Source organism: Halopenitus persicus (assembly GCF_002355635.1).
Lineage (GTDB): Archaea > Halobacteriota > Halobacteria > Halobacteriales > Haloferacaceae > Halopenitus > Halopenitus persicus_A.
Genome location: NZ_AP017558.1, coordinates 2,481,280 through 2,507,484 on the forward strand (window position 1 = coordinate 2,481,280; position 26,205 = coordinate 2,507,484).

A 26,205-nucleotide genomic window follows, 5' to 3' on the forward strand; every position below is an offset into this window, starting at 1 on the left:
GAGACACGAGGCGCGCCGTCGGATCGGCGACGGCGTCGGAACGAGAACGGCGCCTTAGACGTCCGCCGCGAGCAACAGCCCGAGGTAGGAGGTCCTGATCTGGTCGTCCGGATCCAACCCGAGTTCCCGAAGCAGCTTGCGGGCGCGGTCGCGGGCGGCCTCGATCCCGTCGACGGTCTCGACGTCGCGTTCGATCTCGACGAACTCGCCGACGTCGTCGACCCGGTCCAGCGTGAGGGTGTATCCGTCGATCCGATAGAACTCGCGGCGTTTCTCGACGGTCGCGGCCGGCGTATACCCGAGCCCGTCGAGGATCGCCGCCATCTCCTCGCCGTCGGCGACGACCGTCTCGCGTTCCTCGCGCGTCTTCGACGCCTCGTCGACGAGCGGTCCCTTATACGTCACCTTCGTCCGCGCCGCCGGGACGTCGTCGTCCGTCTCGTGCTCGCCGCCCTCGCCCCCTTGCTCGTCGTCGTCTCCGTCCTCGCCAGTCGCCTCGATCGGACGCTCGACCCGGACGCGAAGCGCCTCGTCGGTGGCGGCGAAATCGCGGTCGGGCGCGTCGTAGTAGGTGTCGACCTGCCGGATCGTCTCCAGCCGATCGGCGTCGGTCGACGCGAGCCGGTCACGAACGGCGGCGACGTCGGCGGCGACCTTCAGCTCGACCTCGTACATACGCTTCCCGACGGTCGGGCCGATGAAAAGGTCGCCGTTCGCGGCCGTCGCTTTGCCGCGTCCGACGTCGCGGTCGGCATCCCCGATCATCGGAAACATCGGAGTCTCGGCGCTCGTACGGAGGGAATTCCCGTGCCATCGCGAGGCAGGATCGTGGGTCGGAACCGTGCTTCTTAAGGGTGCAACGGGGGATCGTTGGGGTATGAGTGACCAAGAGCAGGCCGACGCGGCCGCGGACGCCAGCGAGGCCGACAGCGAGGAGACCGAAGACGCAGCCACGGGACTTCAGGACGGCGATTTCGTCCGTATCGCCTACACGATCCGCACCGCCGATGACGGTCAGGTCATCGATACGACCGACGAGGACGTCGCCGAGGAGGCCGAGATCGACACCGAGGAGTACGATTTCGAGCCGCGCATCATCGCGATCGGCGCGGGCCACGTCTTCGCCAGCGTCGAGGACGCGCTCATCGGCGCTGAGGCCGGCGACGAGGGGACCGTCGACGTGCCCGCCGACGAGGCGTTCGGCGAGTACGACCCCGAGGAGGTCGAGACGGTGAAGGCCGACAAGATCGGCGAGGACGAGCGATACCCCGGTGCCCAGATCCAGATCGACGGCCGCCAGGGCCGCCTCGAGACGATCATCGGCGGCCGCGCGCGGGTCGACTTCAACCACCCGCTAGCCGGCGAGGACCTGGAGTACGAGTACGAGATCCTCGAGGTCATCGAGGACCGCACGGAGAAGGCCACCGGAATGCTCGGGATGTACCTCCAGGAGGAGCCCGAGGTCCGGATCGAGACGGTCACCGAGACCGAGGAGGTCCCGGCCGAGGACGACGACGAGGAGCCCGAGACCGAGGAGGTCGAGAAGGACGTCCTCTACATCGAGGCCTCCCCCGGAATGCAGATGAACCAGCAGTGGATGTTCCAGAAGCAGCAGGTCGCCCAGGACCTGATGGACCGGCTGGACCTCGACCGCGTCGTCATCGAGGAGGTCATCGAGGGCGGCGGGATGGGCGGTCTCGGCGGGATGATGGGCGGTATGGGCGCCGGCGGCGCCGGCGACATCGAGGACGCCCTCGAGGACGTCGACGTCGACGCCGACGATCTGGCCGACGAGCTCGAGGACCTCGAAGAGGAGTAACTCACGCAGCACCCCGTCCGCTGGCCGGCGTTCGGCGTTCGGCCGCGTTCACATCGGAACCGATGTCTTTTGATGGTCGCGCACACAGCCACGCGTATGAACCTCGAGAACGCCCGCGAGGACGTGATCGTGGCGGCCGCCGCCGCGGTTTCGACGATCGCGGTCGCGGTGATCGGCCGGGTGATTCCGGTCGCCGACCCCGGGACGGTCCCCTCCCTGGCGCCGATCGGGGTGTACCTGGTGTACCTGTTCACGCGGAAGGGCGGTCCCTACACCGCCCTCGATACCGTTCGCAACTGGAGCCTGCTCGCGATCGCGAGCGCGCTTGCCGCGCTCGGATACGGGGTCCTCGGATGAAATACGGACACCTCGGATGACGCCGAGACGATGGACGCGGGCACGGCGCCGATGGTACCAATGACGCTCGGCGGCCTCCTTCCCGCGACGCCCGCCGTCGACGTCGCGGTGATCGCGGTCGCGACCGCGATCGTCTGGGTCGCCAGCGGCTGGCTCGAGGAGGCGGCGGAGGCGCTCTCCGGGTATTACGGGCTGCCGGCAGTCGTCCAGGGTTCGATCGTCGTCGCCGTCGGGTCGAGCTTTCCCGAGTTCGCGAGCGTCGTGGTGACCGCCTTCGCCGGCGTCTTCGAGATGGGCGTCGGGGCGATCGTCGGATCGGCCATCTTCAACGTCCTCGTGATCCCGGCGCTGTCGTCGCTCGCGACCGACGAGGACCTGGATACCAATCGGGCGATCGTCTACAAGGAGGCGCAGTTTTATATGATCGCCATCTCCGCGCTCGTCGTGACCTTCGCGCTCGCGGTGATCTACGTGCCCGTTCCGGAGGCTCCGTCGCTCATCGGGGAGATAACCCGCCCGCTGGCGGCGATCCCGCTGGGTCTCTACGCCCTGTACCTGTTCATCCAGTGGCAGGACGTCGGCGACCACGACGCCGGGGACCGGCCGACCGGGATCGCGGTCGGTCGCGAATGGGCACGCCTTGCCGGCGGCCTCCTCGGCATCCTGATCGCCGTGGAGGCGCTCGTCGGCGGCGTCGAGTCGCTCTCGACGACCTTCGGCATCCCGGAGTTCCTCGCGGGCGTGACGATCGTCGCGGCCGCAACGAGCCTCCCCGACGCGCTGGTGAGCATCCGGTCCGCGACCGACGAGAAGGGGATCACCAGTCTCGGCAACGTCCTCGGGTCCAACACGTTCGACCTCCTCGTCGCGATCCCGGTCGGCGTTCTGCTCGTCGGGAGCGTCCCCGTGAACTTCGCGGTGGCCGCGCCGCTGTTCGGCGTGTTGACTCTCGCGACCGTCGTCCTGTTCGCGTTCCTTCGGACCGGACTCACGCTGACGGCGATCGAATCCTACGCCCTGCTTGCGATCTATACGCTGTTCATTGCGTGGATGGTGACCGAGACGATCGGCGTCACCGGACTCATTCGCCTCGGGTAAGGAGGACGTCCTAGGCGATGTCGCGGCTCGTGTCGATGGTGACCGACTCCGCGAGCTTGAGCTTCACCGGCTCCTCGAGGGCAGCCCCGCCGCGGAACTTCGGCACTGCGAGGCGGTTGATGACCTCGTTGGCGGTGACCTCGGTGTGGAGGTCGAAGACGACGTCCGCGACGTGCTCGGTGAGATCGCGGTTCGCCGGAACGTCCCGTCCCTTCATCGCGTGGAGCACGGCGACGCTGCCCGTGTTGGTCATGTGGGTCTGGAGGGTGTTGAGGAACCGCCGGTAGCGGGCGGTATCGTGGCGTTCGAGCGGATCCACGGCGTCGACGATGAGGTTCGCCTCCTCCGGAAGCGTCGCGATCAGATCGTTGGCGTGGTCGAGATCCAGGGCGGTGTCACCGCCGATGTCACGGATCGTCGGGTCGCCGACCCGCGTCGTGGACCGGTCGATCCCGTCCCGGACGGCCTCCTCGGACCGGATGGTCGTGAGGTACAACGTGCCGCGGGCGGCCGTGAGCTCGTAGAGGAACAGCTCGACCTGGCTCGCCGGCGACGCGGTCAGCGCGACGATGCTGCCGCTCGGGATGCCGCCGCCGAGTTGGCGATCGAGGACCGATATCCCGGTCGGAAGCCGCGCCATGGGCGTCTCCACGTGGTCCAGGGTTAATTCTCTATCGGGGATATGACCAGTTTGCCGGGTCGACGTCAGCCGTGCGTCCGTCGGGCGTCGGTCGGTTCGTTTCAGCCGCCTTTCGTCCGCTCCCGGCTCTCAACGTTTTTCGCCCGTTCCCGGCTTTCGGCGTCCTTCGCCCGTTCTTCGATGCCGGCGTCCTCTCACCCGCCGGTCCCGCGGCGGTTCCATCGCCCCCGGTCGACCGTCGGAGCGCCGCGGCAACGTCCCGGTAAGCGGTACGCACGCGGGGATCGGACACGACCGGCGGACGCACGGCCGGAACGGTGCCGAGGACGGGCGTCGACAGGAACGCGGCGACCCCGTCGGGGACGGGTTCGGTCCGCGTCACGACGACCCCGATCGGCCGGGCGTCGAGCTCCCGCGCCATCGCCGCTGTCTTGGCAGTGTCCCGAAGCGCGGGCGGGGAGAGCGTCGTCACGAGCAGGGTTCGGTCGGCGACCGACAGCGGCGCGGCCGCGTCGGGGCCGGCTCCGGAGGGGCAGTCGACGAGCGTCGCGGCGATCGACTCGCCGCGTGGCTCACGGAGTCGATCGAGGTGGCAATACGGGTCCGCGTCGGCTGGGTCGATCGGCGGTGGGACGACTCGAACGTCGCCGTCGACTCGGTGGCCGACGGCCGCGGTGCGGTTCGATGCGTCTCGTGGCGTTCGTGGTGGTTCCCGTGGCGTTCCGGCGAGCGCGTGGAGGTTGGGAAGGTCCCAGTCGCCCTCGATCGCACGGACCGTTCCGGGGAGCGCCCGCGCGAGCCCGAGGGTGGTCGTCGTCTTTCCACATCCGCCCTTTCCGCCGGCGACCGCGATCATACTGCCGGGTGGCTCGGTGTCGGATAAAAACGTGGGGTCGATCGTCGGATCGACACGCGATTGCGGGTCGCTCGCGAGCTAGTCGTGACAACAGCCGCCGGCCTCGCCGCCGAAGTCGACGGAGAGCGGCTCCGAGATCGCTTGGTTGACGGCCTCGAGCCGATCGGTCAGCGCCTCCTGGGCATCGAGGTACTCCGCCATCTTCGGCATCGAGTGGAGCTCCTCCTGGACGCGCTGGACCTCGTTGAGCCCGGTCTGGGTCGCTTGCCCCGTCTGTTGGGCGGCCATGAACTCCTGGCGGAGCCCCTCGAACTCGTCGATCTTCTCCTGGACCGCGTCGTCGTTCTCGACCGCCGTCCTGGCCTCCTCGAACCGTTCGTACTCGGAGAGCTGGGTGATCCGGTCGCCGAGCTGTCGGCCGAGGTCCTCGACGGTGATCGCTTCGGCACTCATATCGCGACGTTGGCGGTGCGGCGGTTTCAACCTGCCGGATGCGGGGAATCGACCGGGTATCCGGAGCCGTGTCACCGATGTGCGTCGACGAAGGCGACCACGTCGGCAAGCTCGTCGGGGCCGACGCCGTGACCGACCGGATACGTCTCGTAGGTGACGTCGGCGCCGAGTGCTTCGAACCGCTCGGCGGCTCCCTCAACGCGGTCGATCGGGATGACGCGGTCACCCGTCCCGCCGCCGATGAAGACGGGTTTGTCCACGATCCCCTCCGGGTCCAGGTCGACGTGGGAGTCGGGAAGGTAGCCGTGCAGCCCGACGACCCACGCGACGGTCTCGGGCGACTCGAGCACCAGGCTCAGGCTCGTGATCGCGCCCTGGCTGAACCCGAGCAGTCCCAGCCCGTCCGGGTCGAGCTCGTAGGCGTCGACTGCCGCTGATATGCTCTCGGCGACCAGATCGAGGCTCCGCCGGAAGTCCGCCGGATCCGGCTGGCTCTGATGGAGCCCGCCGCCGGAGAGGTCGAGCTCGTACCACGTGTAGCCGCCCTGAAGCGGGTCGGGAGCCCGGAGGCTGACGACGTGGACGTCGTCGCCGAGCTCGTTCGCGATGGGCAGGAGGTCCCGTTCGTCGGCGCCGCGTCCGTGCAGGACGAAGACCGCCGGCTTTCCGGCCGGGTCGTCATCGGGCGCCACGTGGACGTGCTCGAGCGGGATCTCGCTCATACGCCCCGTTCGATCGCCGATGGGATGTGCGTGTCGGCTCGCGTCGTCCTCCCGTGTTCGGACGACGACTCCGTGTGGGGAGGCCGCACGGACTGACGGCCCGAACGGGCGATTTAACCGTCGTGGACGGTATCGTTCGGGTATGAGCGGCGGGTCAACGGAGGGCGATCTCACGCGGACGGGAATGGCCCTCAAACACGACCGGGAGTGGGACTACGAGCTGGAGCGCGTCATCGACGCGATCGAGGAGCGGGACGCCTCGACCGTCGGATTGCAGTTCCCCGAGGGACTCAAGCGACGCGGCCCGAAGGTCGCCGACGACCTTCGCGAGCGCGCGCCCGACGACGTCACGTTTATGCTCTCCGGGCAGCCCTGCTACGGCGCCTGCGATCTCGACACCTTCCTGATGCGGCGAACCGACGTCTTCGTCCACTTCGGCCACACGCCGATGAAGGAGTCCGACAAGATCATCTACGTCCCGCTCTTCTCGAACGTCGACCCGTTCCCGATCATGGAGGAGTCGCTCGACGAGCTCGCCGACCCCGCGGAGGACCCCGACGTCGGGCTCGTCACGACCGCCCAGCACATGAACCGGTTCGACGAGATGACCGAGTGGCTCGAGAAGCGCGACTACGAGGTCCACACGCGCCGCGGCGACGACCGGCTCACCAAGGAGGGACAGGTACTCGGCTGCAACTACGCCTCGGCCGACATCGACGCCGACCAGGTGCTGTACGTCGGCGGCGGGAAGTTCCATCCGGTCGGGCTCGCGATGGAACACCCCGACAAGAACGTCGTGATCGCCGACCCGGTCAACAACGTCGTGACGCTCGCCGACCACGAGAAGTTCCTCAAACAGCGATACGGTGCCGTCCACCGGGCGATGGATGCCGAGACGTGGGGCGTCATCTTCTGTACCAAGATCGGACAGGGCCGCTGGGAGCAGGCGGAGGAGATCCTCGAGAACAACGACGACGCCTACCTCATCACGATGGACGAGGTCACCCCGGATCGGCTCCGAAACTTCGACATGGACGCGTTCGTCAACACGGGCTGTCCCCGGATCACGACCGACGACGGGCCGCAGTTCCACAAGCCGATGTTGACGCCCGGCGAGTACGAGGCCGCGGTCGGCCAGCGACCCCTCGAGGACATCGAGTTCGACACGTTCCACGACACCTGGTAGGACTTCTTGCCGACATCCGGCCCGTGAGGGATTCAGTTTCGATCATCGTCGACTGCCGACTCAACGGCCGTGACCGCTTCGTTCGGCGTTGCCACCGGCTCGAACCGTTCGAGCGCCTCGATCCCGTCGAGATCGTGCGTTCCGAGTCCGGCTATCGGCCGGTCGTAGACTCCTGCCATCCCGATCTCCGAGAGCGTCCCGGCACCGCCCGAAAGCGCGATCACGGCGTCGCCGTTCTGTATCACGAGCGCGTTCCGCGCGTGGCCGAGTCCGGTCGCGATCGGGACCGTGACGAACCGGTTCGCTGCCGACCGGCGCTCTCCGGGGAGGATCCCGATCGTGTCGGCCGGATCGTCGACGGTCCGGGCTCCCCGGCAGACGGCCGCCATCGTGCCGCCGAGGCCGCCACAGACGACCGTGTGGCCACGGTCAGCTAGTTCGCGGCCGACCGCCTCGGCGATCCGCGCTTCCGTGTCGTCGATCGAACTCCCGCCGATGACGCTGACGCGCATATCCGAATCTGACCGGAGTACGAGTTAGGAGGATCGGTTCGCCGCGTCAGTTCCCGCCGTCGGAGCCGGTCGCGGACTCGTCGTCGCTGTCGTCCGTGTCGGCGCCGCCGTCCGCATCGTGATCGCTCTCGTCACCGTCCGTCTCGTCGTCCGATTCGGCCTCGGTGATGTGCACGTCGGTGCTGACCGCCTCGAGGTCGACGCCGACCTCCTCGGCGACCGCGTCGAGCACCGCGCGCTGTTCGGCCATCTCGGTCTCGAGCTGGCGGACCCGGTCGCCGGTCTCGGTGACCGTCTCCTGGGTCTTTTCGACCTCCTCGCGCAGCTCGTTGAGTCGCTGATATGTCTGTTCGGCCTTCTCCGCGAGCGTCTGGACCTTCTTGGCCGTACCGCCGAGTCCCATACGTTTCGATACGGTCGGAGGTATGTGTGCGTTTCCGTTCGTGCCCCGCCCGGGTACAGCTCACGGACCCGCTGCAGAACGGCCCACGTCCGTTCCCGCGGACAGCGCACCCCTTCTCGGTCACGCGCCCTCCTCGATCCGGTCGTATCGGTCCTGGAACCGCGAGAGACAGGAGCCACAACAGAAGTGATACAGCGTGCCGTCGATGCGGGCTGACTCGCCCTCCTCGGTCACGGAGTTGCCGCACTCCACGCAGTCGATCGCGAGATCGACGTCCGGCCCGACAGTCGAGTCCCACGCGTGGGACTCGAGCAACCGGACCGAGACGTCCCTGGCCGCGTCGGGGTCCTCGAGGACGTCCGCGAGCAGGTCGCCGACGGCTGCCGGGTCGAGCGTCGCCGTGCAGACGACCTCGCCGTCAGCCGTCTTAAATGCGTGGTCGACGCGGTCGTGCTTACGGAGGGCGCCGTAGGCGTCGTCGACCGCCGAGAGCGGCAGGTCGATCCGAACGAGGACGGCGACGCCGCTCGAGAGCGTCCCGGGATCGACCCGGAGCGTGAACCCCTCGATCACGCCGATCTCCTCGAGCCGGTCGACGCGGTCCGAGACCGCGGGGGCCGAGAGGTCGACCCGATCGGCGATGTCGCTGAAGGGGCGTCTAGCGTCCTCGCTCAACAGCGCGAGGATCTCGCGGTCGGTGTCGTCGAGGGTTCTCATACTCCGGTTTGAACATACAGATTTAAATCCCGTTCGGCTATGGATATCCAGATTGAGTCCCGGAATCGGATTCGGATCGAAAGGGAAATCGACATCAACCGTCGGTCCCAACGTTCAGGTATGACTGAATACACGGTGTCCGGAATGTCCTGTGGCGGATGCGAGACCGCGGTCGTCGAGGCGCTCTCGGAGGTTCCCGGCGTCGAGGACGCAACCGCGGACCACGAGGCCGGGATCGTCACGGTCTCCGGCGACGCCGGGACCGAGGCCGTCGTGGCCGCGATCGGCGACGCGGGATATGAGGTCATCGACGCCTGAGGCTGGCAGCCGTCGTGGCCGCGACCACGACCGCCCGGAAGGGGAAGGTATAGGACGGGGGCGTCGCATCGACCGGTATGGACCGTGTCGCGATCATCGGCGCGTCGATGACGCAGTTCGGCGAGCGTGACGGCTGGGTGCTCGATCTCCTCGCGGAGGCGGGTATGGCCTGCCTCGCGGACGCGGGCGTCGACGCGAGCGAGCTCGACCACCTCTACGTATCGAACATGGCGAGCGGCGAGTTCGAGGGCCAGACGGGGATCCCGAACGCGCTGGCCCACGACCTGGCCGCCACGCCCGCCTACACCGCCCGCATCGACCAGACCTCCTCATCGGGCGGCGCGGGCGTCTACGCCGCCTGGCAGTCGGTCGCCTCCGGCGCCTCGGATCTGACGATGCTCGTCGGCGGCGAGAAGATGACCCACCGGAGCACGGCCGAGGCGACGGACGTGATCGCCTCGCTCACGCACCCGGCCGAGTACAAACACGGGGTGACGCTCCCCTCGTTCGCGGGACTCACCGCCAGGCTCTACCTCGAGACCTACGACGCGCCCCGCGAGTCGCTGGGCAAGGTCGCGGTGAAGAACCACCGCAACGGCGTCGATAACCCCCACGCGCAGTTCCGCAAGGAGGTCGACTTGGAGACCGTCCTCGACTCCCCGATCGTCGCCGACCCGCTGCGCCTGTACGACTTCTGTCCGATCACGGACGGGTCGGCCGCGCTTCTCCTTTGTCCGGAATCGGTCGCCGAGGAGTACGTTCCCGCCGACGAGTACGTCACCATCGCGGGGATCGGCGGCGCCACGGACACCCACGTCGTCCACGAGCGCGCGGACCCGACGACGATGGGCGGCGTCGTCGACTCGAGCGAGATCGCCTACGAGATGGCCGGAATCGGCCCGGAAGACGTCGACGTCGCCGAACTGCACGATATGTTCACGATCCTGGAGTTCCTCCAGTCCGAGGATCTGGGCTTCTTCGAGAAGGGCGAGGGATGGCAGGCCGTCGAGGAGGGCGTCACCGACCGGGACGGCGAGCTGCCGATCAACACCTCCGGCGGGTTGAAATCGAAGGGGCACCCGCTCGGCGCCTCCGGCGTCGCGCAGGTCTACGAGATATTCGCCCAGCTGACCGGACAGGCCGGCGCACGGCAGGTCGAGGCGGACGTGGGGCTCGCCTGCAACGTCGGGGGATTCGGAAACTGCGTGACGACGACCGTGATGGAGGCGGGCCGATGAGCGGGTCGGACGCTGCGGCCGGCGACGACGAGCGCGTCTTCGAGGCGGCGGAGTACGCGGACGGCACGGTGACCTACCCGCCGCATCCGGTCGGCCCGAACGGCGCGGAACGCGTCGGAACGGTCGACCTCCGGGAGCACGACGCGACGGTGATCACTTGGACGGAGTCGACCGCGACCCCGCCGGGCGTGCGCGCGCCCAACACGCTCGCGATCGTCGAGTTCGACCTCGGCGGGTCGTACGACGGCCCGCCGGTCCGGGCGATCGGACAGGTTGCCCAGAACGCCGACGTCGCGATTGGCGACCCGGTGGCGCCGGTCCACGTTGCGGAGCTCCGTGATCCCGACGCCGGGATCCGCGAGCCCGACAGCCAGGACTGGGACGGGTTCCGGTTCGAACCGGTCGAGTAGTCGGGTCGGTCAAGTAGCCAGCCCGGTCACGCGGTCGGCTCGTCGTCCGCATCGCCCCGTTTCTCGTCGCTCCGTTTCTCATCGTCCTCGCCGTTCTGCTCCTCGCCGTCGTCGCCGTCCTCCTCGTTCGTTTCCGATTCGTCGTCGGTCTCGATGCGCCGCTTTATCGACTCGAGTTCGGCGTCGACGTCTACCTCGGGCGCATCCGTTCCGTCGTCAGTCGTGCCGGAATCCGTGTCGACGTCGTCCGGCTCGCCGTCCGCGCCCACCTCCTGCGTCGGTTCGGTGACGTCGATCGAGACCGGTTCCGACCGGACGTCGCGTCCGGCTCCGGCCGCGGAATCGCCCGATACCTCGTCGTCGCGGTCGTCGCGGTCGTCACGGTCGCCGCTTGGTCGACGTCGTCCGGCTCGATCCGGCTTGCCGGCCCGATCACGGTTCTCCGCGTCCGCCAGCAGGCCCTCGATCTCGGCGGTGAGTTCGCGCGCGTCCTCGAGGATCTCCCGGGAGGTCGCCTCCCGCGGGAGGTCCGACTCCGAGAGGGCACGGCGGAGCTCCGAGAGCGAGCGCGTGAGTCCGGCGGCCGCGCCGTCGCGAACGTCCGCGAGCCGATCGCCTCCGGTCCGGGAGCGGTCGCTGCCGCGACGGCCGGGCATCGATCGATCGGCGTCCGAACGCAGCTCGCCGTCGGGGTCGGCCAGGCGAAGCGACGCTTGAAGCAACTCGAGTGACCGGATCGTCGTCTCGAGCAGCGCGATCAGCGCCGGGATCGTGTACCGCTCGGTGAGCCGCAACAGCTCGACCGGGTTCGGCGGCCGGAACGGTGGCCGTCTCCCTGGCCCCGGAATCCGACTGCCGTCGCCGGACCGGACCCCCGACGTTCGACGCTCGGATTCGAGGTCCGACCGGAGCTCGGCGAGGACGTCGGTCAGTTCCGCGAGCCGATCCTCGAGGGGCTCATCGAGGCGGTCGTCGGCGGCTGAGTCGTTCTCGTCGGGACGGTCGCGGTCGGGACGGTCCCGGTCGGAGGGAGTCATTATCCGGGATACGTCGTCCGGCGTCAAAAGGCTACGTGGCGCGGAACCCGCTACTCGAATCGCGCGCGGCCGTACTGGGCCGGCCACTCGACCTCGGCGCCGAGCTCGTGGGCGGCCTCGAGCGCCCACTGCGGGTGGCGGAGATGCTCCCGGCCGACCGCGACGACGTCGGCGCGACCGTTCCGCACGATCGCGTCGGCGTGGGTCGGCTCGGTCACCTTGCCGACGGCCGCGACCGGCACGTCGGTTTCCTCGCGGATCGACTCGGCGTACGGGACCTGGTACCCGGGGCCGGCGTCGGGAACCTGCTGGTCGGGGTGGGTTCCGCCGCTGCTGACGTCGATCAGGTCCGCGCCCGCGTCGGCGAGCGCGGGTGCCAGCCGGATCGAGTCCTCGAGATCCCACGCCTCGCGGTCGGGGAGCCAGTCGGTCGCGGAGATCCGGACGAAGACCGGCTTTCCGTCGGGCCAGACCTCCCGGACCGCGGCGGTCACCTCCCGCGCCAGCCGGGTTCGGTTTCGGAAGCTCCCGCCGTACTCGTCGTTCCGGTCGTTCGCGACCGGCGAGAGGAACTCGTGGAGCAGATATCCGTGGGCGGCGTGCACCTCCGCGATCTCGAAGCCGGCGTCGCGTGCGCGCTCAGCCGCCGCGACGAACGCGTCGATCACGTCCGCGATGTCGTCGTGGTCCATCGTCCGCGTTCGCGGCGGCTCGGCGTCCGGGTAGGGATACGGCCCGCTCGGCGCGATCGTCTCCCAGCCGCCCTCGTCGGGACCGAGCGGATCGTGCCCCTCCCACGGGCGCGTGGTGGCGGCCTTTCGCCCGGCGTGTGCGAGCTGGATCCCGGGCGTCGCCCCCTGTGACCGAACGAACGAGGTGATCGGCTCGAGCGCCTCGGCGTGGTCGTCAGACCAGATACCCAGGTCCTGCGGGGAGATCCGGCCCCGTGGCTCGACGGCGGTCGCCTCCGTCATCACGATCCCGGCGCCGCCGACCGCTCGAGACCCGAGATGGACGCGGTGCCACTCCGTCGGGAACCCGTTCTCGGCGGAGTACTGGCACATCGGCGACACCATCACGCGGTTCCGGATCTCGGTCTCCCGAAGCGTGACCGGGGAGAACAACGATGGCATATCGGATCGACGGCCCGGGAACGGTAAGGCGATTCGATCGACGTCGGCGGGGGATCGCGACGTGGAGCCGTTGCGACGCGCGATCCCGAAGGGAGCTACGTGCGGCGGCACGCGAAGGGAGCTACGTGCGGCGGCACGCGAAGGGAGCTACGTGCGGCGGCACGCGAAGGGAGCTACGTGCGGCGGCACGCGAAGGGAGCTACGTGCGGCGGCACGCGAAGGGAAACGCCTTAATGGACTACGCGCGCAGTTTCGGTGTATGAGCAACGGCGAGGACGACCCGGACGACGCTCCCGAGGAGGCGTCGGCCGATCAGGACGTGGCCGCACCCGACCTCCCCGAGGACGTGACCGAGGAGAGCCTAACCGAGTACCTCGACGAGATCGAGGCGCTGCTGGACGACGCCGAGACGGAGGCCGACCTCGACGACGTCGGGGCGCTGCTGGACGACGCAGCCGACTCGCTCGCGGACGCCGACCTCCCGGAACCGGACGAGGAGGACGAGGACGCGGCGGACCCCCGGGAGACGCTCGAGTCCCGGATCGACGAGCTCCGGTCGGCCCTCGAGGACGCCCGCGGCCCCTACGCCGAGGACGTCGTCGACTCCATCGCGGAGGCGATCGGGACGATCGAGGACACGGAGTGGACCGACGACGGAACGACCGAGGTCGAGGACGCGGTCGAGTCGTTCGCCGCCGACGTGGCGGACGAACTTGACGTCGACGTCGAGCCCGAGACGGACGACGTCGACGCGCTCGTGTTGACCCTCGAATCGATCTCGGAGGCGGTCTCCGATGCCGGCCTCGATCCGGACGCGGACGCCGATACGATCGGCGCGCTCGTCGAGAGCGTCGGGACGCTGTCGGACGAGCTGGAGGCTGCCGAGGAATGGGACGACCTCGAGACGCACGAACAGCTGTACGCGCAGGGCTTTTACGACGTCCTCGGCCACTACAAGGACTATCCGGTCGAGTGGTCCGCGCTGAAGGTCCACGAGCAGGAGGGCAACGTCGAGATGATCCTCCTCGCGCTCGACGCCTTCCAGTCGGAGTTCATGGAGCGACACTGCCTCGAGGCGCTCCAACGGATGGGCAAACGCGCCGCGACCGACGACACGGTCGACCGGATGCTCGAGCGGGCCGGCAAACGTGACAAGCCCGCGATCCGGATCCTCGGGAAGATGGCCGCCGAGGAAGCCACCGAGACGCTGGTCGAGTACGTCGACACCGACTCGGACCCGCAGCTGCAGAAGGTGACGTTCAAGGCGCTCGGGGAGATCGGCGCGACCGAGGCCGTCCAGCCGTTGGCGAACAAGCTCGCGATGGAGAACGACCAGGTTCGCCCGTACGCGGCGCGCGCGCTCGGGCTCATCGGCGACACACGGGCGATCGAGCCCCTCGCTGAGACGCTCGAGTCCGACGACTCCGACGACGTCCGCGCCGCAGCCGCCTGGGCGCTGCGCCAGATCGGGACCGCGGACGCGCTCGAGGCGGTCGCCGACTACGCCGATGAGCGCGTCTTCATCGTCCAAACCGAGGCTGAGAAGGCCGAAACGGCACTCGAGACGGCCGCAAAGCCCGCATAGGCGGTTTCGGAAGTCACGCTTCGGCCGTTTGGGTTTCGCTGCGACTCGTTCCGATTTCGGTTCGTTGCGACTCGTTCCGATCCCGTTTCGATTCTGCTTCGATTCCGCTTCGATTTTACTCTCGCGTTGAATCCGGTCCGAGCCGGTCCGTGTACGGTGCGATCCCGGTTCGTCCGTTCGAGTGTCTCGATCGATATGCGCCGGCTCCGCCGGCCGTCCCGCGATTCCGACGTCCCGACCATCCGGAGATTTATAAGCGGAAGCGCGCCAGACGCCCCGTGCGTTCGAACGACGTCGGAACGGCTCGCCTCCGGTGGTTGTTTCGCCTCTTGGCCGTCGCGCTCCTGCTCGGTGCATCGGTCGGCGGCGTGAGCGCCCCGAGCGTCGCCGGCGCGTCCGAGCCGACGACCCTGGCCGATAGTGAGGACCAGCCGGCGGTCCCGCCGTCCGGACACACCGGAACCGCGTCGTCCGCCACCGACGCTGCTTCGTCAGTCCCCTCCGAGGAGGATTCGTCAGCCCCCGCTGACGGGAACGCGTCGGACGCGACCGGAACCCCAGCGACTGCCTCCAACGGGGTCATCGTCGAGCTGTATCCGAACCCGATCGCTGCGGGAAACGAGGGTGAGTATCTGGTCGTCGATCTCCCGGTCGCGGGGAACTGGACCCTCTCGGACGGATACTACGACACGCCGATCCCGGCGAACGTCTCCGGACGAGTGGCCCTGAGCACGGCGCCGGATGCCGCGAGCGACCACGTCGACGGACCCGTCCGCCGGCTGCCGGAACACTTCCCGCTGTCCGCGTCGGGCGACCGGATCGTCCTCGCCTACGAGGGAGAGCCGGTCGACGTCGTCGCCTACGAGCGCGCTCGGGAGGCCGAGGTCTGGAACCGGTCGTGGGAGGGGCTCCGCGGCAATGGGTGGCGGCCGTACGGGTACCAGCCGCACGAGTCCCGCGCCACCGATCCGACCGCGGGATCGACGGACCGATCCGCGGAGGTCGAGGCGTTCGTCCTTCCCGACGCGAGCGACGCGCCGCTATCGGCGATCGAAGGGGCCGAGGACCGGCTGTTTCTCGCCGGTTACACCTTCTCGTCGACCCGGATCGCCGAGGAACTGATCGCGGCGCACGGACGCGGCGTGACCGTTCGGGTCCTCGTTGAAGGCGACCCGGTCGGCGGGTTCTCCGCGGGCACCGCCCGAACGCTGGATCGTCTCGTCGCAGCCGGGATCGAGCCGCGCGTGCTCGCCGGCCCGCGCTCGCGATTCGCATACCACCACCCCAAGTACGCGGTCGTCGACGGGCGGGCGGTCGTTCTCACCGAGAACTGGAAGCCCTCCGGCACCGGCGGTGCGGCCAATCGCGGCTGGGGCGTCACCGTCTTCGATCGGGGGTTCGCGGACGAGCTCGCATCGGTGTTCGACCGCGACGCGACCGCGATCGACGCGGTTCCGTGGGCTCGGTTTCGCGAGAACGTGACCGTTCACGACGGCGGGCGGGCGAACGGCACCTATCCGTCTCGATTCGACCCGCACCGGACGACCGCCTCGAACGTCGAGCTGCTGCTCGCGCCGGAGAACGCGGCCGACGAGATCGTCGACCGGATCGACGCCGCCGACGACCGCGTTCTCGTGACGGTGCCGCGGACGGCCGGGCCGGAGTGGCGGCTCCTCGAGGCGGTTATTCGGGCGGCCGAGCGGGGCGTCGAGAGTCGCGTACTCCTCTCGAACGCGTGGTACGACGCGGAGGGAAACGAGGCCCTCGCGGCGAGGCTAAACGACCGGGCCGCCGACGAATCGATCCCGCTGTCGGTCGCGGTGACCGAGCCCCGAAGCCGCTACGCGAAGATCCACGCCAAGGGGTTGGTCGCGGACGACGACGTCGTCGTCGGGAGTCTCAACTGGAACCCGTCGGCGGCCACGCGGAACCGAGAGGTGCTCGTCGCGTTCGAGAGTTCATCGGCCGCGGACTACTTCCACGCGGTGTTCGCGGCGGACTGGCGCGGCGGCAGCGTCCAGTTCCCGATCGGTCTGACCGGGGGGCTCGCGGCCGTCGGCGGCGCCGCGTGGGCGCTGATTCGTCGGGAGGTGTCGTTCGCGTGAGGACCGACCGCTGCCATCACGCGTCGATGCCGCTCGGCCGCTGGCGTCCCCGTCGGTCGCCGATCTACTCCTCGAGGACGGTCGCCGAGGAGAGCGCCTCGTCGATCTCGGCGTCGGCCATCTTCTCGACGAGCGACTCGATGACCTCCTCCCGGCGACCCTTCACGAACTTGATCGAGCCGACGACGAGGTGGCCGCCGCCGGAGACGCCGGCCTCCGGGAGCTCCTCGTTCAGCTCGGTGACCATTCGCGGAATGTCGAGCCTGACGCCGTCCGACCGGAGCACCGCGAAATCCGGACCGTATCCGACGGTTATCACCGGGTCGCCCGTCTCGTTCACCTTCGCGTCGTGCAGCTCGCCGGTCGTCTTCCCCGGTGCGGGGTAGGTGAACCGGTGGGCGTACTCGTCGAGGTCGACGCGGTAGAGGTGCGCCTCGGAGGCGAGTCGCTCGTGCTCGACGTGCCCCTCGAGCGCCGAGAGCTGCCGGTCGACGTCGCGTTCGGCGCGCTTCGAGAGGAACTCGACGAGACGTTCGTGACGGTCCTGGTCCTCACAGCCGACGTTCAGGGCGTCGTTGACGAGCGTCTTGCCCTCGGAGTAGCGAAGCCAGTGGGCGGCGTAATCGAGCGCTTCGCCGATGTCGAGGACGTCATCGCGGTCGTAACCGGATGCGTTCGCCAGCTCGAGGTAATCGGTCATCGTCTCGGCCTTCGACCGGTCGGAGAGCCCCGCGACCGCGGGAACGTGGTCAAGCTCCCCGTCGATCGTCGGGTCGATGAGGCGGGCGAGCTCGACGCACATCATTCCGGTCGTGATCCGGTAGTCCTCGTCGTAGAGATACGGATTGACGTGGGCATCAAGCAGCGGCTCGACGGCCTCCGGGTCGGGATGGTGGTGGTCGACGGCCGCGATCGGAATGTCGTAGTGGGCGAGGTTCTCGTAGGCGGGCACGTCCTCCGCGGTCGACCCGTTGTCGAGCATCAGCAGGAACGGGAGCTTCTGTCCGTGCCGCGCCCGCCCGTCGAGCGCGAAGTTGAGGTCGCGGGTGACGTCCTCCATCTCGTAGTACGGCGCCTTGCTCGGCAGCCGCTTGAACAGGTGTCGCGGCGCGTCGAGATCCTCGTGGACGGTTTGCACGAAGTTCTCGAGGGCGTGTTGGACCGGAATGGCCGCACACATCCCGTCGCCGTCGGCGTGGTGACGGACGCGGATCGGTCGCCCCTCGAGGACGGTTCGCCGCAACAACCGCGCGAGTTCGCGGAGATCGTCGTGGATCGGCTCGAAAGCCGCCCACTCGACGAGCGGATCGACGTCGCTTGGCTCGGCGCGCTCCTCGATGCTTGACTCGAGCCGCTCGTGGGCCGCCGCTTCGCGCTCGCCGGACAGCGCGGTCATCGAGTCCACCTCGATCTGGAGGGCGTCCTCGCGGGTCTCGACGTCGCCCTCGACGCGGACGAGGTCGCCGACCGAGATCTCGGGGTACGCCCGCACGCCAGCCTCCTCGAAGGCGGCACAGGAGACGATCCCCGAGGCGTCCGAGACGGCGAAGATCGTCGGTCCGCCGGTCTGTTTGGCCTGGACGACCTCGCCCTCGATCGTGACGTTGGTGGCCGGCTCGAGGCCGCGAACCTGCGTGATGTCCGGTTCGTGTTCGCGGATCTCGGTCCGATAGTCGGTCGGCGCGGCGTCGTCGAACGCGATGTCGCCGTTCTCCCGGATCTCCTCGAGGCGAACGACGAGCCGGTCCCCGACCGCGTACTCCTCCTCGAGGTTCGACTCGTGGACGAGACCCGAGACGGCGTCGGAGACGTCGACGAAGACGCCGTACTCGACCACGCCGTTGACCTCAGCGTGGTAGTATGCACCCGTCTCGACGTCCGCGCGCGTGCAGTCCGGCGCCAGGTCGTAGACAACGGGACGGTCGGCAGTCGCGTCAGGGTCGTCGGGTGCGTCCTTCGCGCCACTTGACGGGTCGGCGTCGACGTACTCGAACGCGTCGGTCCCCTCGGCGGCGTCGGCCTCGGGTTCGGGACTCGAATCGTCCCGCGTGCCGGAATCCCCGGCGGTCTGATCGGTCATACCGATCCATTGATGACGAGCCGGTGTTAAGCTTGTTATCTTCGGTTTCGGACCCGAGCACGGGGTCGTCCTGACGCGGACTCCGGAATCCCTTTGAATCGACGGGCCCTCGGGCGACGTATGCGCCTGTTCCGGTCGGACGAGCTTCTCGGGATCGCCCGGGAGACGTTGGAGTTCATTCTCGAGGCGTGCGAGGACACGCATCCCAACGAGTATATGGGATTCCTCCGCGCCGAGGACGCGCGCAAACTCGATCTGGACACGGACCGGTCCGGACAGGTGATCACGGACGTCCTCGTCATTCCGGGAACCGAGTCGAACCCGGTCAGCGCGACCGTGCGGACGAACATGAAGCCGAACGACGTGCAGTCGGTCGGGTCGGTTCACTCCCATCCGAACGGAGCGCTGCGCCCCAGCGCGGCCGATCTCGCGACCTTCGGGCAGGGACAGGTCCACATCATCGTCGGGGCTCCCTACGAGTGGGGCGACTGGCGGGTCTTCGACAACGAGGGCGAGCCGACGACGATCGAGGTACTCGACGTCGAGCTCCCGGAGTCCCACTTCTTCGATTTCACCCAGGCCGACATCGACCGTGAACTGGCAGCCGATGGCGTGGACGTACAGGACGGTGGGCCTGTGGACGCGGACGACGAGGACGTCGCCGACGAGGACGGTTCCGCCGGGTGGTTGCGGTGACCCGGGTGCTCGCACAGGGCACCTTCGACCTCCTGCATCCCGGCCACGTCCACTACCTCCAGGACGCCGCGTCCCACGGCGACGAGCTCCACGTGATCGTCGCCCGCGCGAGCAACGTGACCCACAAGCGCCCGCCGGTTCTCTCGGACGAACAGCGTCGCGAGATGGTGGGTGCCCTGGCCGCGGTCGACGAGGCACACCTCGGCCACGAGTCCGACATCTTCGTGCCCGTCGAGCGGCTCAACCCGGACGTCATCGTCCTCGGATACGATCAGCACCACGACCGGGCGGCGATCGCCGATCAGCTCGCGGAGCGGGGGATCGACTGTCGGGTCGAGCGCGCGAGCCCCCGTGAGTCGAAATACGAGGACGAGGTCCTGTCCACGGGCGCCATCATCGACCGGATCCTCGACGAGCGTGGTGCCGATACGGCTCGGTAGTCGGTCGGATTGGTGGCTTGGTCGGCTCGGTAGTCGGTCAGGTTGGTGGCTTGGTCGGCTCGGTAGTCGGTCAGGTTGGTGGCTTGGTCGGCTCGGTAGTCGGTCAGGTTGGTGGCTTGGTCGGCTCGGTAGTCGGTCGGGTTGGTGGCTCTCGGTTGCCCTGGTCGAACGATCGAGGGGCGTTCGCCAAAGCGCGGGAGATATATGTGGCCGACTCGAATCCCCGATCAGTGACCGTACCCGACCGCGTCCCCGCGTTGCTCTCGGCCGCGACGATCGGGATCTATCTCCTGTTGATCGTCGGCGCGACGACGGCCCTCTCGGAGGCGACCACCGCGTGTGCCGCCTGGCCGGCGTGCGGAACCGGATACACGACGCCCACGGAGCCGATCGGCTGGGTCGCGCTCGGCCACCGGCTGGTGGCGGTCGTCGTCGGCCTCCTCGTGGTCGCCGCGACGGTGGCCGTCTTCCGCGACGGCGCGGCCGCACGGGTCCGTGCCGCGACGGCGATCGTCCTCCTCGCGTACCCGATACAGGCGGGTCTCGGAGCCTACATCGCGACCACGACAACCACGCGGGTCGTCTCGGTCCTCCACCTGGCAACGGGGATCGCCCTCTTCGCCACGTCGCTCGCGGCGCTGACGTGGTGGCTCGAGGCGAGGACCGGGGATCCAAGCGAGGATCCGTCACCGACCGGTCTCGCGGGCACCGGTCCCGACCTCGAGACCGACCCGGGTGAGGCCGATCCGGTCGCGGGTGACTCGATTGCGAACGACCCGGTCGAGACTGACTCGATTACGGCCGATTCGGCGTCGTCCGGTTCCCCCTCGATCCCGACCGGCCGCTGGCCGCGACTCGCGGCGACGCTGCGGGCGTACTTCCGGCTGATGAAACCCCGGCTGATGTGGCTGCTGTGTCTCGTCGCCGCGGCGGCAATGGCGCTGGCAACCGGAATGGTCGACGGAGAGACGTTCACGCCCCGAATCGTCGCCTTCACGCTCGTCGGCGGCTCCCTGGCGATCGGCGCCTCGGGGACGTTCAACCACGTGTTCGAACGCGACGTCGACAGACGGATGCAGCGAACCGCCGACCGGCCGCTCGCGCTCGATCTGATCCCGGTCAGCCACGCAGTGGCCTTCGGACTCCTGTTGACGGTCGTCTCGGTCGGGCTGTTCTGGCTCGTGAATCCCCTCGCGGCCGTGCTCGGGCTGACAGCGATCGCCTTCTACAGCGTCGTCTACACGCTCGTGTTGAAGCCGAACACCGTCCAGAACACCGTTATCGGCGGTGCAGCAGGCTCGCTGCCGGCGCTCATCGGCTGGGCCGCGGTGACCGGCGAGATCGGCGGCGGCGGGCTGCTGTTGGCCGCGCTCATCTTCCTGTGGACGCCGGCGCACTTCTACAACCTGGCGTTGGCGTACCGCGACGACTACGAGCGCGGCGGCTTCCCGATGATGCCGGTCGTCCGCGGGGAGACCACGACGCGGCGGCACATCCTCTGGTACCTCGGGGCGACGCTCGCGGCCGCGGCGGTCCTGGCTGCTGCGGCCGACGCGCTCGGAATCGTCTACCTCGTTGCCGGCGTCACGCTCGGCGCCGTCTTCCTGTGGGCCGTCGTCAGGCTCCACTACGAGCGGACGGAGGCTGCCGCCTTTCGCGCGTTCCACGCCTCGAACGCCTACCTCGGCGTCGTGTTGATCGCGGTCGTGTTCGACTCGATCGTGGTCTGAGGCCGCTGGCGAACCGAGGTATGGGATCGCGGCCGAAACGAGGCGTCGATGGCGGCCGGAACGAGTGTGAGCGACCGCGGCCGAAACGAGGCGTCGATGGCGGCCGGAACGACGGCTCCGGACGCCGCGTCGTGCTCACGGCACGGGAAAGCGAACCCCTTAGGCGGACTCGACTCGGACCGACGGGTATGGAAGGTGACTCGAGCGTCGACGAGGAGCGCGTCGGCGACGACGGACCCGACGGAAGGATCGTCGACGGCGATCCGGTCCTGCGCGCCGAAAACGTGCGCAAGTCCTACGGCGAGGTGACGGCGCTCTCCGGCGCCGACCTCGCGGTCGGCCGCGGCGAGGTCTTCGGGCTGATCGGGCCGAACGGAGCCGGAAAGACGACCCTCGTCAGGGCGCTCACCGGAACGACGACGGTCGAGGGAACCGTTCGCGTGCTGGGGACCGCGCCGGACGCGGTGGATCCGGAGCGCGTCGGGCTGCTCCCGCAGTCGTTCGACCCGCCGAGCCGGCTCACCGCGCGCGAGCTGGTGGCGTACTACGCCGGGCTCTACGACGAGGCACGCGACGTCGAGACGGTCCTCGAGGCGGTCGGGCTCGCGTCGGACGCGGACGCGTGGTACGAGACGCTCTCGGGCGGCCAGCGGCGCCGGGCCTGCGTGGCGACGGCGCTCGTCAACGACCCCGACGTGCTCTTTCTTGACGAACCGACGACCGGGATCGACCCGGCTGGCAGACGGGACATCCACCGCGTGATCCGCGAGGCCGCGGCCGCGGGGACGACCGTCTTCCTGACGAGCCACGCCATGGGGGAGGTCGAACGGCTTGCCGACCGCGTCGGGCTGATCCGCGAGGGATCGATCGTCGCCGTCGGCTCCCCGGAGTCGCTGATCGCTGCCCACGGCGGGGAGCCGACGCTCACGCTCCGGATCGAGGGGGCCGCCGAGAGGGACGTCGCCAAGTCGGCCGAGTCGGCCGTGGCGGCCGTCCGATCCGACACGCCGTACGAGGCGCGTCGGGCCGGGACGGCCTCCGTGCACGCCGGCGACGCGATCGGCGCGGCCGACGCGACCGGTGCGGCCGCGCCGACCACGATCGAGGTCACCGGCGTCCCCCTCGAGGAAATCGGCGCCGTCGTCGACGCGGTGGCCGGCGCGGGGGTCGGCGTCGAGTCGGTGTCGTGGAGCGAGCCCTCGCTCGAGGACGTCTATCTCGAACTCACCGGCGAGGCGTACCGCCCCGCCGGCTCGGGGTCGGGGATGGACGCAGCCGTGGAACCGAAAACAGGAGCCGGAGCGGAAACGAAAGCGGAAACGGGAACGAAAGCGGAAACGGGAACGAAAGCGGAAACGGGAACGAAAGCGGGAGGGAACTCGGAACGACCCGAGTCGACCGCGGCGGAGGGGTCGCGATGAGCCGCGTTCGTCGAGTCCGGGCGGAGGCCGTCGCGGCCGCCCGGTCGTTCCTGCGACGGCGGACGGCGGTGTTCTTCACCTTCTTCTTCCCTGTGATCCTCGTCGTGATCTTCGGGGCGCTCGTGCGCACGCAGCCGACCGGCGGCGGCCTGTTCGCCGAACCGGCCGGGTATTATCTGCCGGGGTACATCGGCGTCGTGGTCCTGTTCACGCCGCTGTCGCGCGTCGGCTCCGAGATCGCCCGCCATCGCGACGGGAACCGGTTCGAGAAGCTCGCGACGACGCCGCTGACTCGAGTCGAGTGGCTCCTCGCACACACGCTCGTCAACGTCGCGATCATCGGCCTGGCGAGCATCCTCGTCTTCGGGCTCGTGCTCCTCGTGACGGACGCGGCCGTACGGGTCACCGTGGCGCTCCCGGCGGTGGCGGCGTTCGTCGTGGTCGGAGTTGCGGCCTTCTGCGGCGTGGGCGCCGTCCTCGGATCCCTGGCCGACACGCAGGACGGCGTGATCGCCGCCAGCAACACGGTCGCGCTGCCGATCCTCTTTCTCTCGGAGACGTTCGTTCCGCCGTCGCTACTGCCCGAGTGGTTCCTCCCGGCGGTGGCGGCCTCGCCGCTGACCTACTTCGCGCGCGGCGTCCGGGCGATCACCTACGACGGCGGTCCGTGGGTCGGCGACCTGGCCGTGCTGTCCGCGATCGCGCTCCTCACGCTGGCGGTCGGGGCGCGCCTGCTCCCCCGCACCGACTGACCGAACGGTCGCAGTGCGTGACCGGCGTGGCGGCCACATCCGGCGGTCGCGGTCAGCGGTTCGATTCCGGTTCCTCGTTCGACGTCGAACTCCCATCCCCGATCCAGCGGAAGCCGTCCTCGTCCGTCTCGGTCTCCGTATCGGACGTCGCATCGGCGGTCGCATCGGCGGTCGCATCGGACGTCGCATCGTCGCCCACGTCGGGTGCGTCGGGTGCGTGTTCGGCGGGGTCGGTTCCGTCAGTCCCGCTTTGGGTCGGTCCGGGTTCGGTCGGTCCGGGTTCGGTCGGGTCAGTCCCGTTCGGTTCCGTTCCCGCGGGCGAGGCGCCGCGGGCTCGGCGGTCCGACAGTGCCGACCGGAGCCGGACCGTCAGGTCCTCCCGGAGCCGGTCGGCGTCGGCTGCGTCGACGTCCAGCGCGGCGGCGTCGCGCCCGATGAACCCGCCGGACCCAGCCGTGTCGGCGACGACGGTGGCGATCCCCCATCGCCGCTGGAACAGCGTTCGGCGGTCGAGCACGGTCTGGATCCGGTAGTACGGGACGATCCGCGTCTCCCGCTTCCAGAACCCGACTCGGGTGAGGAGGTGGTCCTCGCCGAGCCAGTAGCCGCGGTGGGCCCACTTGTAGTGGGCGGCGATCGGCGCAAGGAGGATCAATCCCGCCGCTCCGTACCACGGGATCGGGGTGGTGAGGACGCGGTCGATGCCGAACGCGACCGCGGTGAGGACGGCGACGATGGCCGCGTACCGGATCGCGTACCTGACGCGAACGCGGCCGGGCGGCCGACGAAACTCGGGCTCGCCGAACGTCTCGATGTCGCGGGCCAGTTCCCGGACGCGGTCGGTCCGCGCGAGCGGGACCGCCGCCTGGCTGCCGTACGTGCCGCCCTGTCCGGGGGCGTAGCCCGCCGTCTCGATCGTCAACGTCGCGTAGCCGGCCAGCCGCTTGACCGGGTTGTCGCCGATCGTCAGGCTCTGGACCTTGTCCGTCGGGATCGATCCCGAGTACCGCTTGAACAGCCCGCGTTCGTATCGGAGGTCGTCACCCGACCGAGTCAGCCGGAACCCGTAGTAGTTGGTGATCGCCACGGCGGCGCCGATCAGCCAGGAGGCGACGAGCAGCACCCCGACGGCGACCACCCCGGCGATCGTGACGACGAGCGCGGTCGTGGCCGGCAGGACTCCCGAGAGCGCGGGGACCGATCCGGAGCCGACGAACGCCAGCAGCCCGATGAGCCGCGGATCGAACGAGAGCGCCCCGACGAGCGCGAGCTCGGTCGCCGAGAGGCTGAACAGCTCGGTCTCCTGGTCCACGGTCGGGGACTGGCTCCCCGGAACGTCGACGTCCGACCCATCGTCGGCGTCGAAACCGATCGCGCCCTCGTCTTCGCCCCGCGACGCCTTCCGCCGCCGGATCTCGCGCTGGAGCTCCTCCGCCTGTTCGGCCGATACGTATCGGATCGAGCCCTCGGTCGAGGACCCGCCGGCGGTCTCGAGGTCGACGGCGGCGATGCCGAGGAGCCGCTGGAGAACGTTCCGGGAAACGTCGACGTTCTGGATCCGCCCGTACGGGATCTCCCGGTCACGGCGGGAGATCACTCCCGACCGGACGTCGAAGGTGTCGGCGGTGAACTCATATTCGAACCGCCGGTAGTAGGCGGCCTCGTACGCCAGCGCGGCGGCAGCGACCGCCACGCCGACGCCGAGCGCGACCACGCTGTCGATCGTGCCCGACGTTCCGACGAAAAACAGCGCGACGAGGATCGTCGACGCCTTCCCGAGGGCCCGGTACGGCACCGATATCGGCGACAGTCTCACACCGCATCCTCCCCGTCGGCACGGATGGCGAGCCGTTTGAGCGTCTCCCGGAGGTCGTCGGCGTCCTCGGGGGTCAATCCCGGGATCCGGACGTCGGCCCCGCGCGAGCCCGCAGTATAGACGACGCAGGAGGCCAGTCCGGTGGTCCGTTCGACGGGACCGCGTCGGGAGTCGACGTGCTGGATCCGGACGAGCGGCACGACCGTCCGGACGGTGGTGACGACCCCGCGGTCGAGATATAGCGCGTCCTCGCGGATGGCGTACGACCAGCGCCGGTATCGGACGATGGCGTACGGGACCGCCAGCGCCAGCGTGAGGCCGCCGATCAGGGCCGGCAGCCACCGTGGCGTTTCGACGAACTGACCGATGGCAACGGTGAGGCCCGCAAGAAGAGCGGCGATCAGGACCGAACGGAGGACCCACACGATGCGGATACGGGGGTTGAGACGGCGCGTGGTCGACGCCGGATCCGGGGCCGGCGGCGATTCCCCCGGTGAATCGATGTCCATACCCTCGGCTTGTCCCGCGTCCGGTATAAGTTTCGGGAGCGGATCGATGCGTCTTCCGGGAGCGGATCGATGCGTCGACCGGCGTTCCGTCGGTCCGGAGCGCGGCCGGGACGGGCCGCAGCACCCTAACTGGCAAAATATGTCACGACCGAACGCACCCGAAACTGACTTC

Annotated in this window: 27 protein-coding genes; 14 read left to right on the plus strand and 13 right to left on the minus strand. The window is 69.1% G+C overall.

From position 1 onward, the window contains the following. Positions 1–54: 54 nt before the first annotated feature. Positions 55–675 (minus strand): class IV adenylate cyclase, encoded by a 621-nt coding sequence (gene cyaB, locus CPZ00_RS12065; protein WP_096391713.1) that lies wholly within the window; start codon positions 673–675, stop codon positions 55–57. Between the two features lie 202 nt (positions 676–877). Here cyaB and CPZ00_RS12070 point away from each other — a divergent pair, with 202 nt between their 5' ends. From CPZ00_RS12070 to CPZ00_RS12080, 3 genes are all read left to right on the plus strand, one after another. Beyond that, on the plus strand, positions 878–1,819 hold the full coding sequence (locus tag CPZ00_RS12070; protein ID WP_096391101.1) for an FKBP-type peptidyl-prolyl cis-trans isomerase: 942 nt from the start codon (positions 878–880) through the stop codon (positions 1,817–1,819). A 96-nt stretch (positions 1,820–1,915) separates the two neighbouring features. Continuing rightward, positions 1,916–2,176, plus strand: a complete 261-nt coding sequence (locus tag CPZ00_RS12075; protein WP_096391102.1) for a hypothetical protein — start codon at positions 1,916–1,918, stop codon at positions 2,174–2,176. A 60-nt stretch (positions 2,177–2,236) separates the two neighbouring features. After that, positions 2,237–3,274 carry a sodium:calcium antiporter gene (locus CPZ00_RS12080; RefSeq protein WP_096391103.1) on the plus strand — a complete coding sequence of 346 codons (1,038 nt, stop codon included), beginning with the start codon at positions 2,237–2,239 and terminating at the stop codon, positions 3,272–3,274. Between the two features lie 10 nt (positions 3,275–3,284). Here CPZ00_RS12080 and CPZ00_RS12085 read toward each other — a convergent pair whose 3' ends face one another. From CPZ00_RS12085 to CPZ00_RS12100, 4 genes are all read right to left on the minus strand, one after another. Beyond that, positions 3,285–3,914 (minus strand): RAD55 family ATPase, encoded by a 630-nt coding sequence (locus tag CPZ00_RS12085; protein WP_096391104.1) that lies wholly within the window; start codon positions 3,912–3,914, stop codon positions 3,285–3,287. Between the two features lie 31 nt (positions 3,915–3,945). Beyond that, positions 3,946–4,770 (minus strand): nucleotide-binding protein, encoded by an 825-nt coding sequence (locus tag CPZ00_RS12090; protein WP_096391105.1) that lies wholly within the window; start codon positions 4,768–4,770, stop codon positions 3,946–3,948. 78 nt (positions 4,771–4,848) lie between these two features. Further along, positions 4,849–5,223: a YlbF family regulator gene (locus tag CPZ00_RS12095; protein ID WP_096391106.1), complete on the minus strand. Its 375-nt coding sequence runs from the start codon at positions 5,221–5,223 to the stop codon at positions 4,849–4,851. A 71-nt stretch (positions 5,224–5,294) separates the two neighbouring features. Further along, positions 5,295–5,945 (minus strand): alpha/beta hydrolase, encoded by a 651-nt coding sequence (locus tag CPZ00_RS12100; RefSeq protein WP_096391107.1) that lies wholly within the window; start codon positions 5,943–5,945, stop codon positions 5,295–5,297. A 142-nt stretch (positions 5,946–6,087) separates the two neighbouring features. Here CPZ00_RS12100 and dph2 point away from each other — a divergent pair, with 142 nt between their 5' ends. Beyond that, complete coding sequence (dph2, locus tag CPZ00_RS12105; RefSeq protein ID WP_096391108.1) at positions 6,088–7,131, plus strand: diphthamide biosynthesis enzyme Dph2; 1,044 nt, start codon at positions 6,088–6,090, stop codon at positions 7,129–7,131. Between the two features lie 32 nt (positions 7,132–7,163). Here the strand turns inward: dph2 and CPZ00_RS12110 are convergent, their stop codons facing one another. The 3 genes from CPZ00_RS12110 to CPZ00_RS12120 all read right to left on the minus strand — a co-directional run bounded on the left by CPZ00_RS12110 (position 7,164) and on the right by CPZ00_RS12120 (position 8,763). Next, a complete protein-coding gene (locus tag CPZ00_RS12110) occupies positions 7,164–7,643 on the minus strand; it encodes a TIGR00725 family protein (RefSeq protein ID WP_096391109.1) in 480 nt (159 codons plus the stop codon). 46 nt (positions 7,644–7,689) lie between these two features. Further along, positions 7,690–8,046 carry a DUF5798 family protein gene (locus tag CPZ00_RS12115; RefSeq protein ID WP_096391110.1) on the minus strand — a complete coding sequence of 119 codons (357 nt, stop codon included), beginning with the start codon at positions 8,044–8,046 and terminating at the stop codon, positions 7,690–7,692. A gap of 120 nt (positions 8,047–8,166) precedes the next feature. Next, on the minus strand, positions 8,167–8,763 hold the full coding sequence (locus tag CPZ00_RS12120; RefSeq protein WP_096391111.1) for an AsnC family transcriptional regulator: 597 nt from the start codon (positions 8,761–8,763) through the stop codon (positions 8,167–8,169). Between the two features lie 120 nt (positions 8,764–8,883). Between CPZ00_RS12120 and CPZ00_RS12125 the strand changes: the two genes are divergently transcribed. The 3 genes from CPZ00_RS12125 to CPZ00_RS12135 all read left to right on the plus strand — a co-directional run bounded on the left by CPZ00_RS12125 (position 8,884) and on the right by CPZ00_RS12135 (position 10,729). Further along, positions 8,884–9,081 carry a heavy-metal-associated domain-containing protein gene (locus CPZ00_RS12125; protein WP_096391112.1) on the plus strand — a complete coding sequence of 66 codons (198 nt, stop codon included), beginning with the start codon at positions 8,884–8,886 and terminating at the stop codon, positions 9,079–9,081. Between the two features lie 77 nt (positions 9,082–9,158). After that, positions 9,159–10,319, plus strand: coding sequence for a thiolase family protein (locus CPZ00_RS12130; RefSeq protein WP_096391113.1), 1,161 nt, complete (start codon positions 9,159–9,161; stop codon positions 10,317–10,319). Then, a complete protein-coding gene (locus tag CPZ00_RS12135; protein WP_096391114.1) occupies positions 10,316–10,729 on the plus strand; it encodes a PhlB family protein in 414 nt (137 codons plus the stop codon). The genes CPZ00_RS12130 and CPZ00_RS12135 overlap by 4 nt, the downstream gene beginning before the upstream one ends. Positions 10,730–10,755: 26 nt before the next feature. On the opposite strand, the gene CPZ00_RS12140 is transcribed toward CPZ00_RS12135, so the two are convergent. Both CPZ00_RS12140 and CPZ00_RS12145 read right to left on the minus strand, forming a co-directional pair. Further along, on the minus strand, positions 10,756–11,766 hold the full coding sequence (locus tag CPZ00_RS12140; protein WP_096391115.1) for a DUF7547 family protein: 1,011 nt from the start codon (positions 11,764–11,766) through the stop codon (positions 10,756–10,758). Between the two features lie 50 nt (positions 11,767–11,816). Continuing rightward, the gene (locus CPZ00_RS12145) at positions 11,817–12,899 is read right to left on the minus strand and encodes an NADH:flavin oxidoreductase/NADH oxidase (protein ID WP_096391116.1); all 1,083 of its coding nucleotides are present in this window, start codon (positions 12,897–12,899) and stop codon (positions 11,817–11,819) included. Between the two features lie 259 nt (positions 12,900–13,158). Between CPZ00_RS12145 and CPZ00_RS12150 the strand changes: the two genes are divergently transcribed. Beyond that, positions 13,159–14,484, plus strand: a complete 1,326-nt coding sequence (locus CPZ00_RS12150) for a HEAT repeat domain-containing protein (protein WP_096391117.1) — start codon at positions 13,159–13,161, stop codon at positions 14,482–14,484. A gap of 278 nt (positions 14,485–14,762) precedes the next feature. Then, a complete protein-coding gene (locus CPZ00_RS12155; RefSeq protein ID WP_233255087.1) occupies positions 14,763–16,589 on the plus strand; it encodes a phospholipase D-like domain-containing protein in 1,827 nt (608 codons plus the stop codon). A 64-nt stretch (positions 16,590–16,653) separates the two neighbouring features. Here the strand turns inward: CPZ00_RS12155 and CPZ00_RS12160 are convergent, their stop codons facing one another. Then, complete coding sequence (locus tag CPZ00_RS12160) at positions 16,654–18,669, minus strand: DHH family phosphoesterase (RefSeq protein WP_096391118.1); 2,016 nt, start codon at positions 18,667–18,669, stop codon at positions 16,654–16,656. 120 nt (positions 18,670–18,789) lie between these two features. Between CPZ00_RS12160 and CPZ00_RS12165 the strand changes: the two genes are divergently transcribed. From CPZ00_RS12165 to CPZ00_RS12185, 5 genes are all read left to right on the plus strand, one after another. Then, complete coding sequence (locus tag CPZ00_RS12165; protein ID WP_096391119.1) at positions 18,790–19,365, plus strand: Mov34/MPN/PAD-1 family protein; 576 nt, start codon at positions 18,790–18,792, stop codon at positions 19,363–19,365. Then, the gene (locus CPZ00_RS12170) at positions 19,362–19,805 is read left to right on the plus strand and encodes an adenylyltransferase/cytidyltransferase family protein (protein WP_096391715.1); all 444 of its coding nucleotides are present in this window, start codon (positions 19,362–19,364) and stop codon (positions 19,803–19,805) included. Before CPZ00_RS12165 ends, CPZ00_RS12170 begins: the two co-directional genes overlap by 4 nt. A gap of 230 nt (positions 19,806–20,035) precedes the next feature. Continuing rightward, the gene (gene cyoE, locus CPZ00_RS12175) at positions 20,036–21,535 is read left to right on the plus strand and encodes a heme o synthase (protein WP_096391716.1); all 1,500 of its coding nucleotides are present in this window, start codon (positions 20,036–20,038) and stop codon (positions 21,533–21,535) included. 188 nt (positions 21,536–21,723) lie between these two features. Then, on the plus strand, positions 21,724–22,956 hold the full coding sequence (locus CPZ00_RS12180) for an ABC transporter ATP-binding protein (RefSeq protein WP_096391717.1): 1,233 nt from the start codon (positions 21,724–21,726) through the stop codon (positions 22,954–22,956). Beyond that, positions 22,953–23,708: an ABC transporter permease gene (locus tag CPZ00_RS12185; protein WP_096391120.1), complete on the plus strand. Its 756-nt coding sequence runs from the start codon at positions 22,953–22,955 to the stop codon at positions 23,706–23,708. Before CPZ00_RS12180 ends, CPZ00_RS12185 begins: the two co-directional genes overlap by 4 nt. A gap of 52 nt (positions 23,709–23,760) precedes the next feature. Here CPZ00_RS12185 and CPZ00_RS12190 read toward each other — a convergent pair whose 3' ends face one another. Both CPZ00_RS12190 and CPZ00_RS12195 read right to left on the minus strand, forming a co-directional pair. After that, a complete protein-coding gene (locus CPZ00_RS12190) occupies positions 23,761–25,524 on the minus strand; it encodes a PH domain-containing protein (RefSeq protein WP_096391121.1) in 1,764 nt (587 codons plus the stop codon). Further along, positions 25,521–26,033, minus strand: a complete 513-nt coding sequence (locus CPZ00_RS12195; protein ID WP_096391122.1) for a PH domain-containing protein — start codon at positions 26,031–26,033, stop codon at positions 25,521–25,523. The genes CPZ00_RS12190 and CPZ00_RS12195 overlap by 4 nt, the downstream gene beginning before the upstream one ends. Positions 26,034–26,205: the final 172 nt, after the last annotated feature.

Coding starts and splice junctions, on each gene's coding strand:
- dph2 (WP_096391108.1), top strand. CDS start 6,088: ATGAGCGGCGGGTCAACGGAGGGCGATCTCACGCGGACGGGAATGGCC.
- CPZ00_RS12130 (WP_096391113.1), top strand. CDS start 9,159: ATGGACCGTGTCGCGATCATCGGCGCGTCGATGACGCAGTTCGGCGAG.
- CPZ00_RS12075 (WP_096391102.1), top strand. CDS start 1,916: ATGAACCTCGAGAACGCCCGCGAGGACGTGATCGTGGCGGCCGCCGCC.
- CPZ00_RS12125 (WP_096391112.1), top strand. CDS start 8,884: ATGACTGAATACACGGTGTCCGGAATGTCCTGTGGCGGATGCGAGACC.
- CPZ00_RS12185 (WP_096391120.1), top strand. CDS start 22,953: ATGAGCCGCGTTCGTCGAGTCCGGGCGGAGGCCGTCGCGGCCGCCCGG.
- CPZ00_RS12100 (WP_096391107.1), bottom strand. CDS start 5,945: ATGAGCGAGATCCCGCTCGAGCACGTCCACGTGGCGCCCGATGACGAC.
- cyaB (WP_096391713.1), bottom strand. CDS start 675: ATGTACGAGGTCGAGCTGAAGGTCGCCGCCGACGTCGCCGCCGTTCGT.
- CPZ00_RS12150 (WP_096391117.1), top strand. CDS start 13,159: ATGAGCAACGGCGAGGACGACCCGGACGACGCTCCCGAGGAGGCGTCG.
- CPZ00_RS12070 (WP_096391101.1), top strand. CDS start 878: ATGAGTGACCAAGAGCAGGCCGACGCGGCCGCGGACGCCAGCGAGGCC.
- CPZ00_RS12110 (WP_096391109.1), bottom strand. CDS start 7,643: ATGCGCGTCAGCGTCATCGGCGGGAGTTCGATCGACGACACGGAAGCG.
- CPZ00_RS12090 (WP_096391105.1), bottom strand. CDS start 4,770: ATGATCGCGGTCGCCGGCGGAAAGGGCGGATGTGGAAAGACGACGACC.
- CPZ00_RS12135 (WP_096391114.1), top strand. CDS start 10,316: ATGAGCGGGTCGGACGCTGCGGCCGGCGACGACGAGCGCGTCTTCGAG.
- CPZ00_RS12140 (WP_096391115.1), bottom strand. CDS start 11,766: ATGACTCCCTCCGACCGGGACCGTCCCGACCGCGACCGTCCCGACGAG.
- CPZ00_RS12085 (WP_096391104.1), bottom strand. CDS start 3,914: ATGGCGCGGCTTCCGACCGGGATATCGGTCCTCGATCGCCAACTCGGC.
- CPZ00_RS12180 (WP_096391717.1), top strand. CDS start 21,724: ATGGAAGGTGACTCGAGCGTCGACGAGGAGCGCGTCGGCGACGACGGA.
- CPZ00_RS12160 (WP_096391118.1), bottom strand. CDS start 18,669: ATGACCGATCAGACCGCCGGGGATTCCGGCACGCGGGACGATTCGAGT.
- CPZ00_RS12080 (WP_096391103.1), top strand. CDS start 2,237: ATGACGCTCGGCGGCCTCCTTCCCGCGACGCCCGCCGTCGACGTCGCG.
- CPZ00_RS12195 (WP_096391122.1), bottom strand. CDS start 26,033: ATGGACATCGATTCACCGGGGGAATCGCCGCCGGCCCCGGATCCGGCG.
- CPZ00_RS12115 (WP_096391110.1), bottom strand. CDS start 8,046: ATGGGACTCGGCGGTACGGCCAAGAAGGTCCAGACGCTCGCGGAGAAG.
- CPZ00_RS12120 (WP_096391111.1), bottom strand. CDS start 8,763: ATGAGAACCCTCGACGACACCGACCGCGAGATCCTCGCGCTGTTGAGC.
- CPZ00_RS12095 (WP_096391106.1), bottom strand. CDS start 5,223: ATGAGTGCCGAAGCGATCACCGTCGAGGACCTCGGCCGACAGCTCGGC.
- CPZ00_RS12145 (WP_096391116.1), bottom strand. CDS start 12,899: ATGCCATCGTTGTTCTCCCCGGTCACGCTTCGGGAGACCGAGATCCGG.
- CPZ00_RS12165 (WP_096391119.1), top strand. CDS start 18,790: ATGCGCCTGTTCCGGTCGGACGAGCTTCTCGGGATCGCCCGGGAGACG.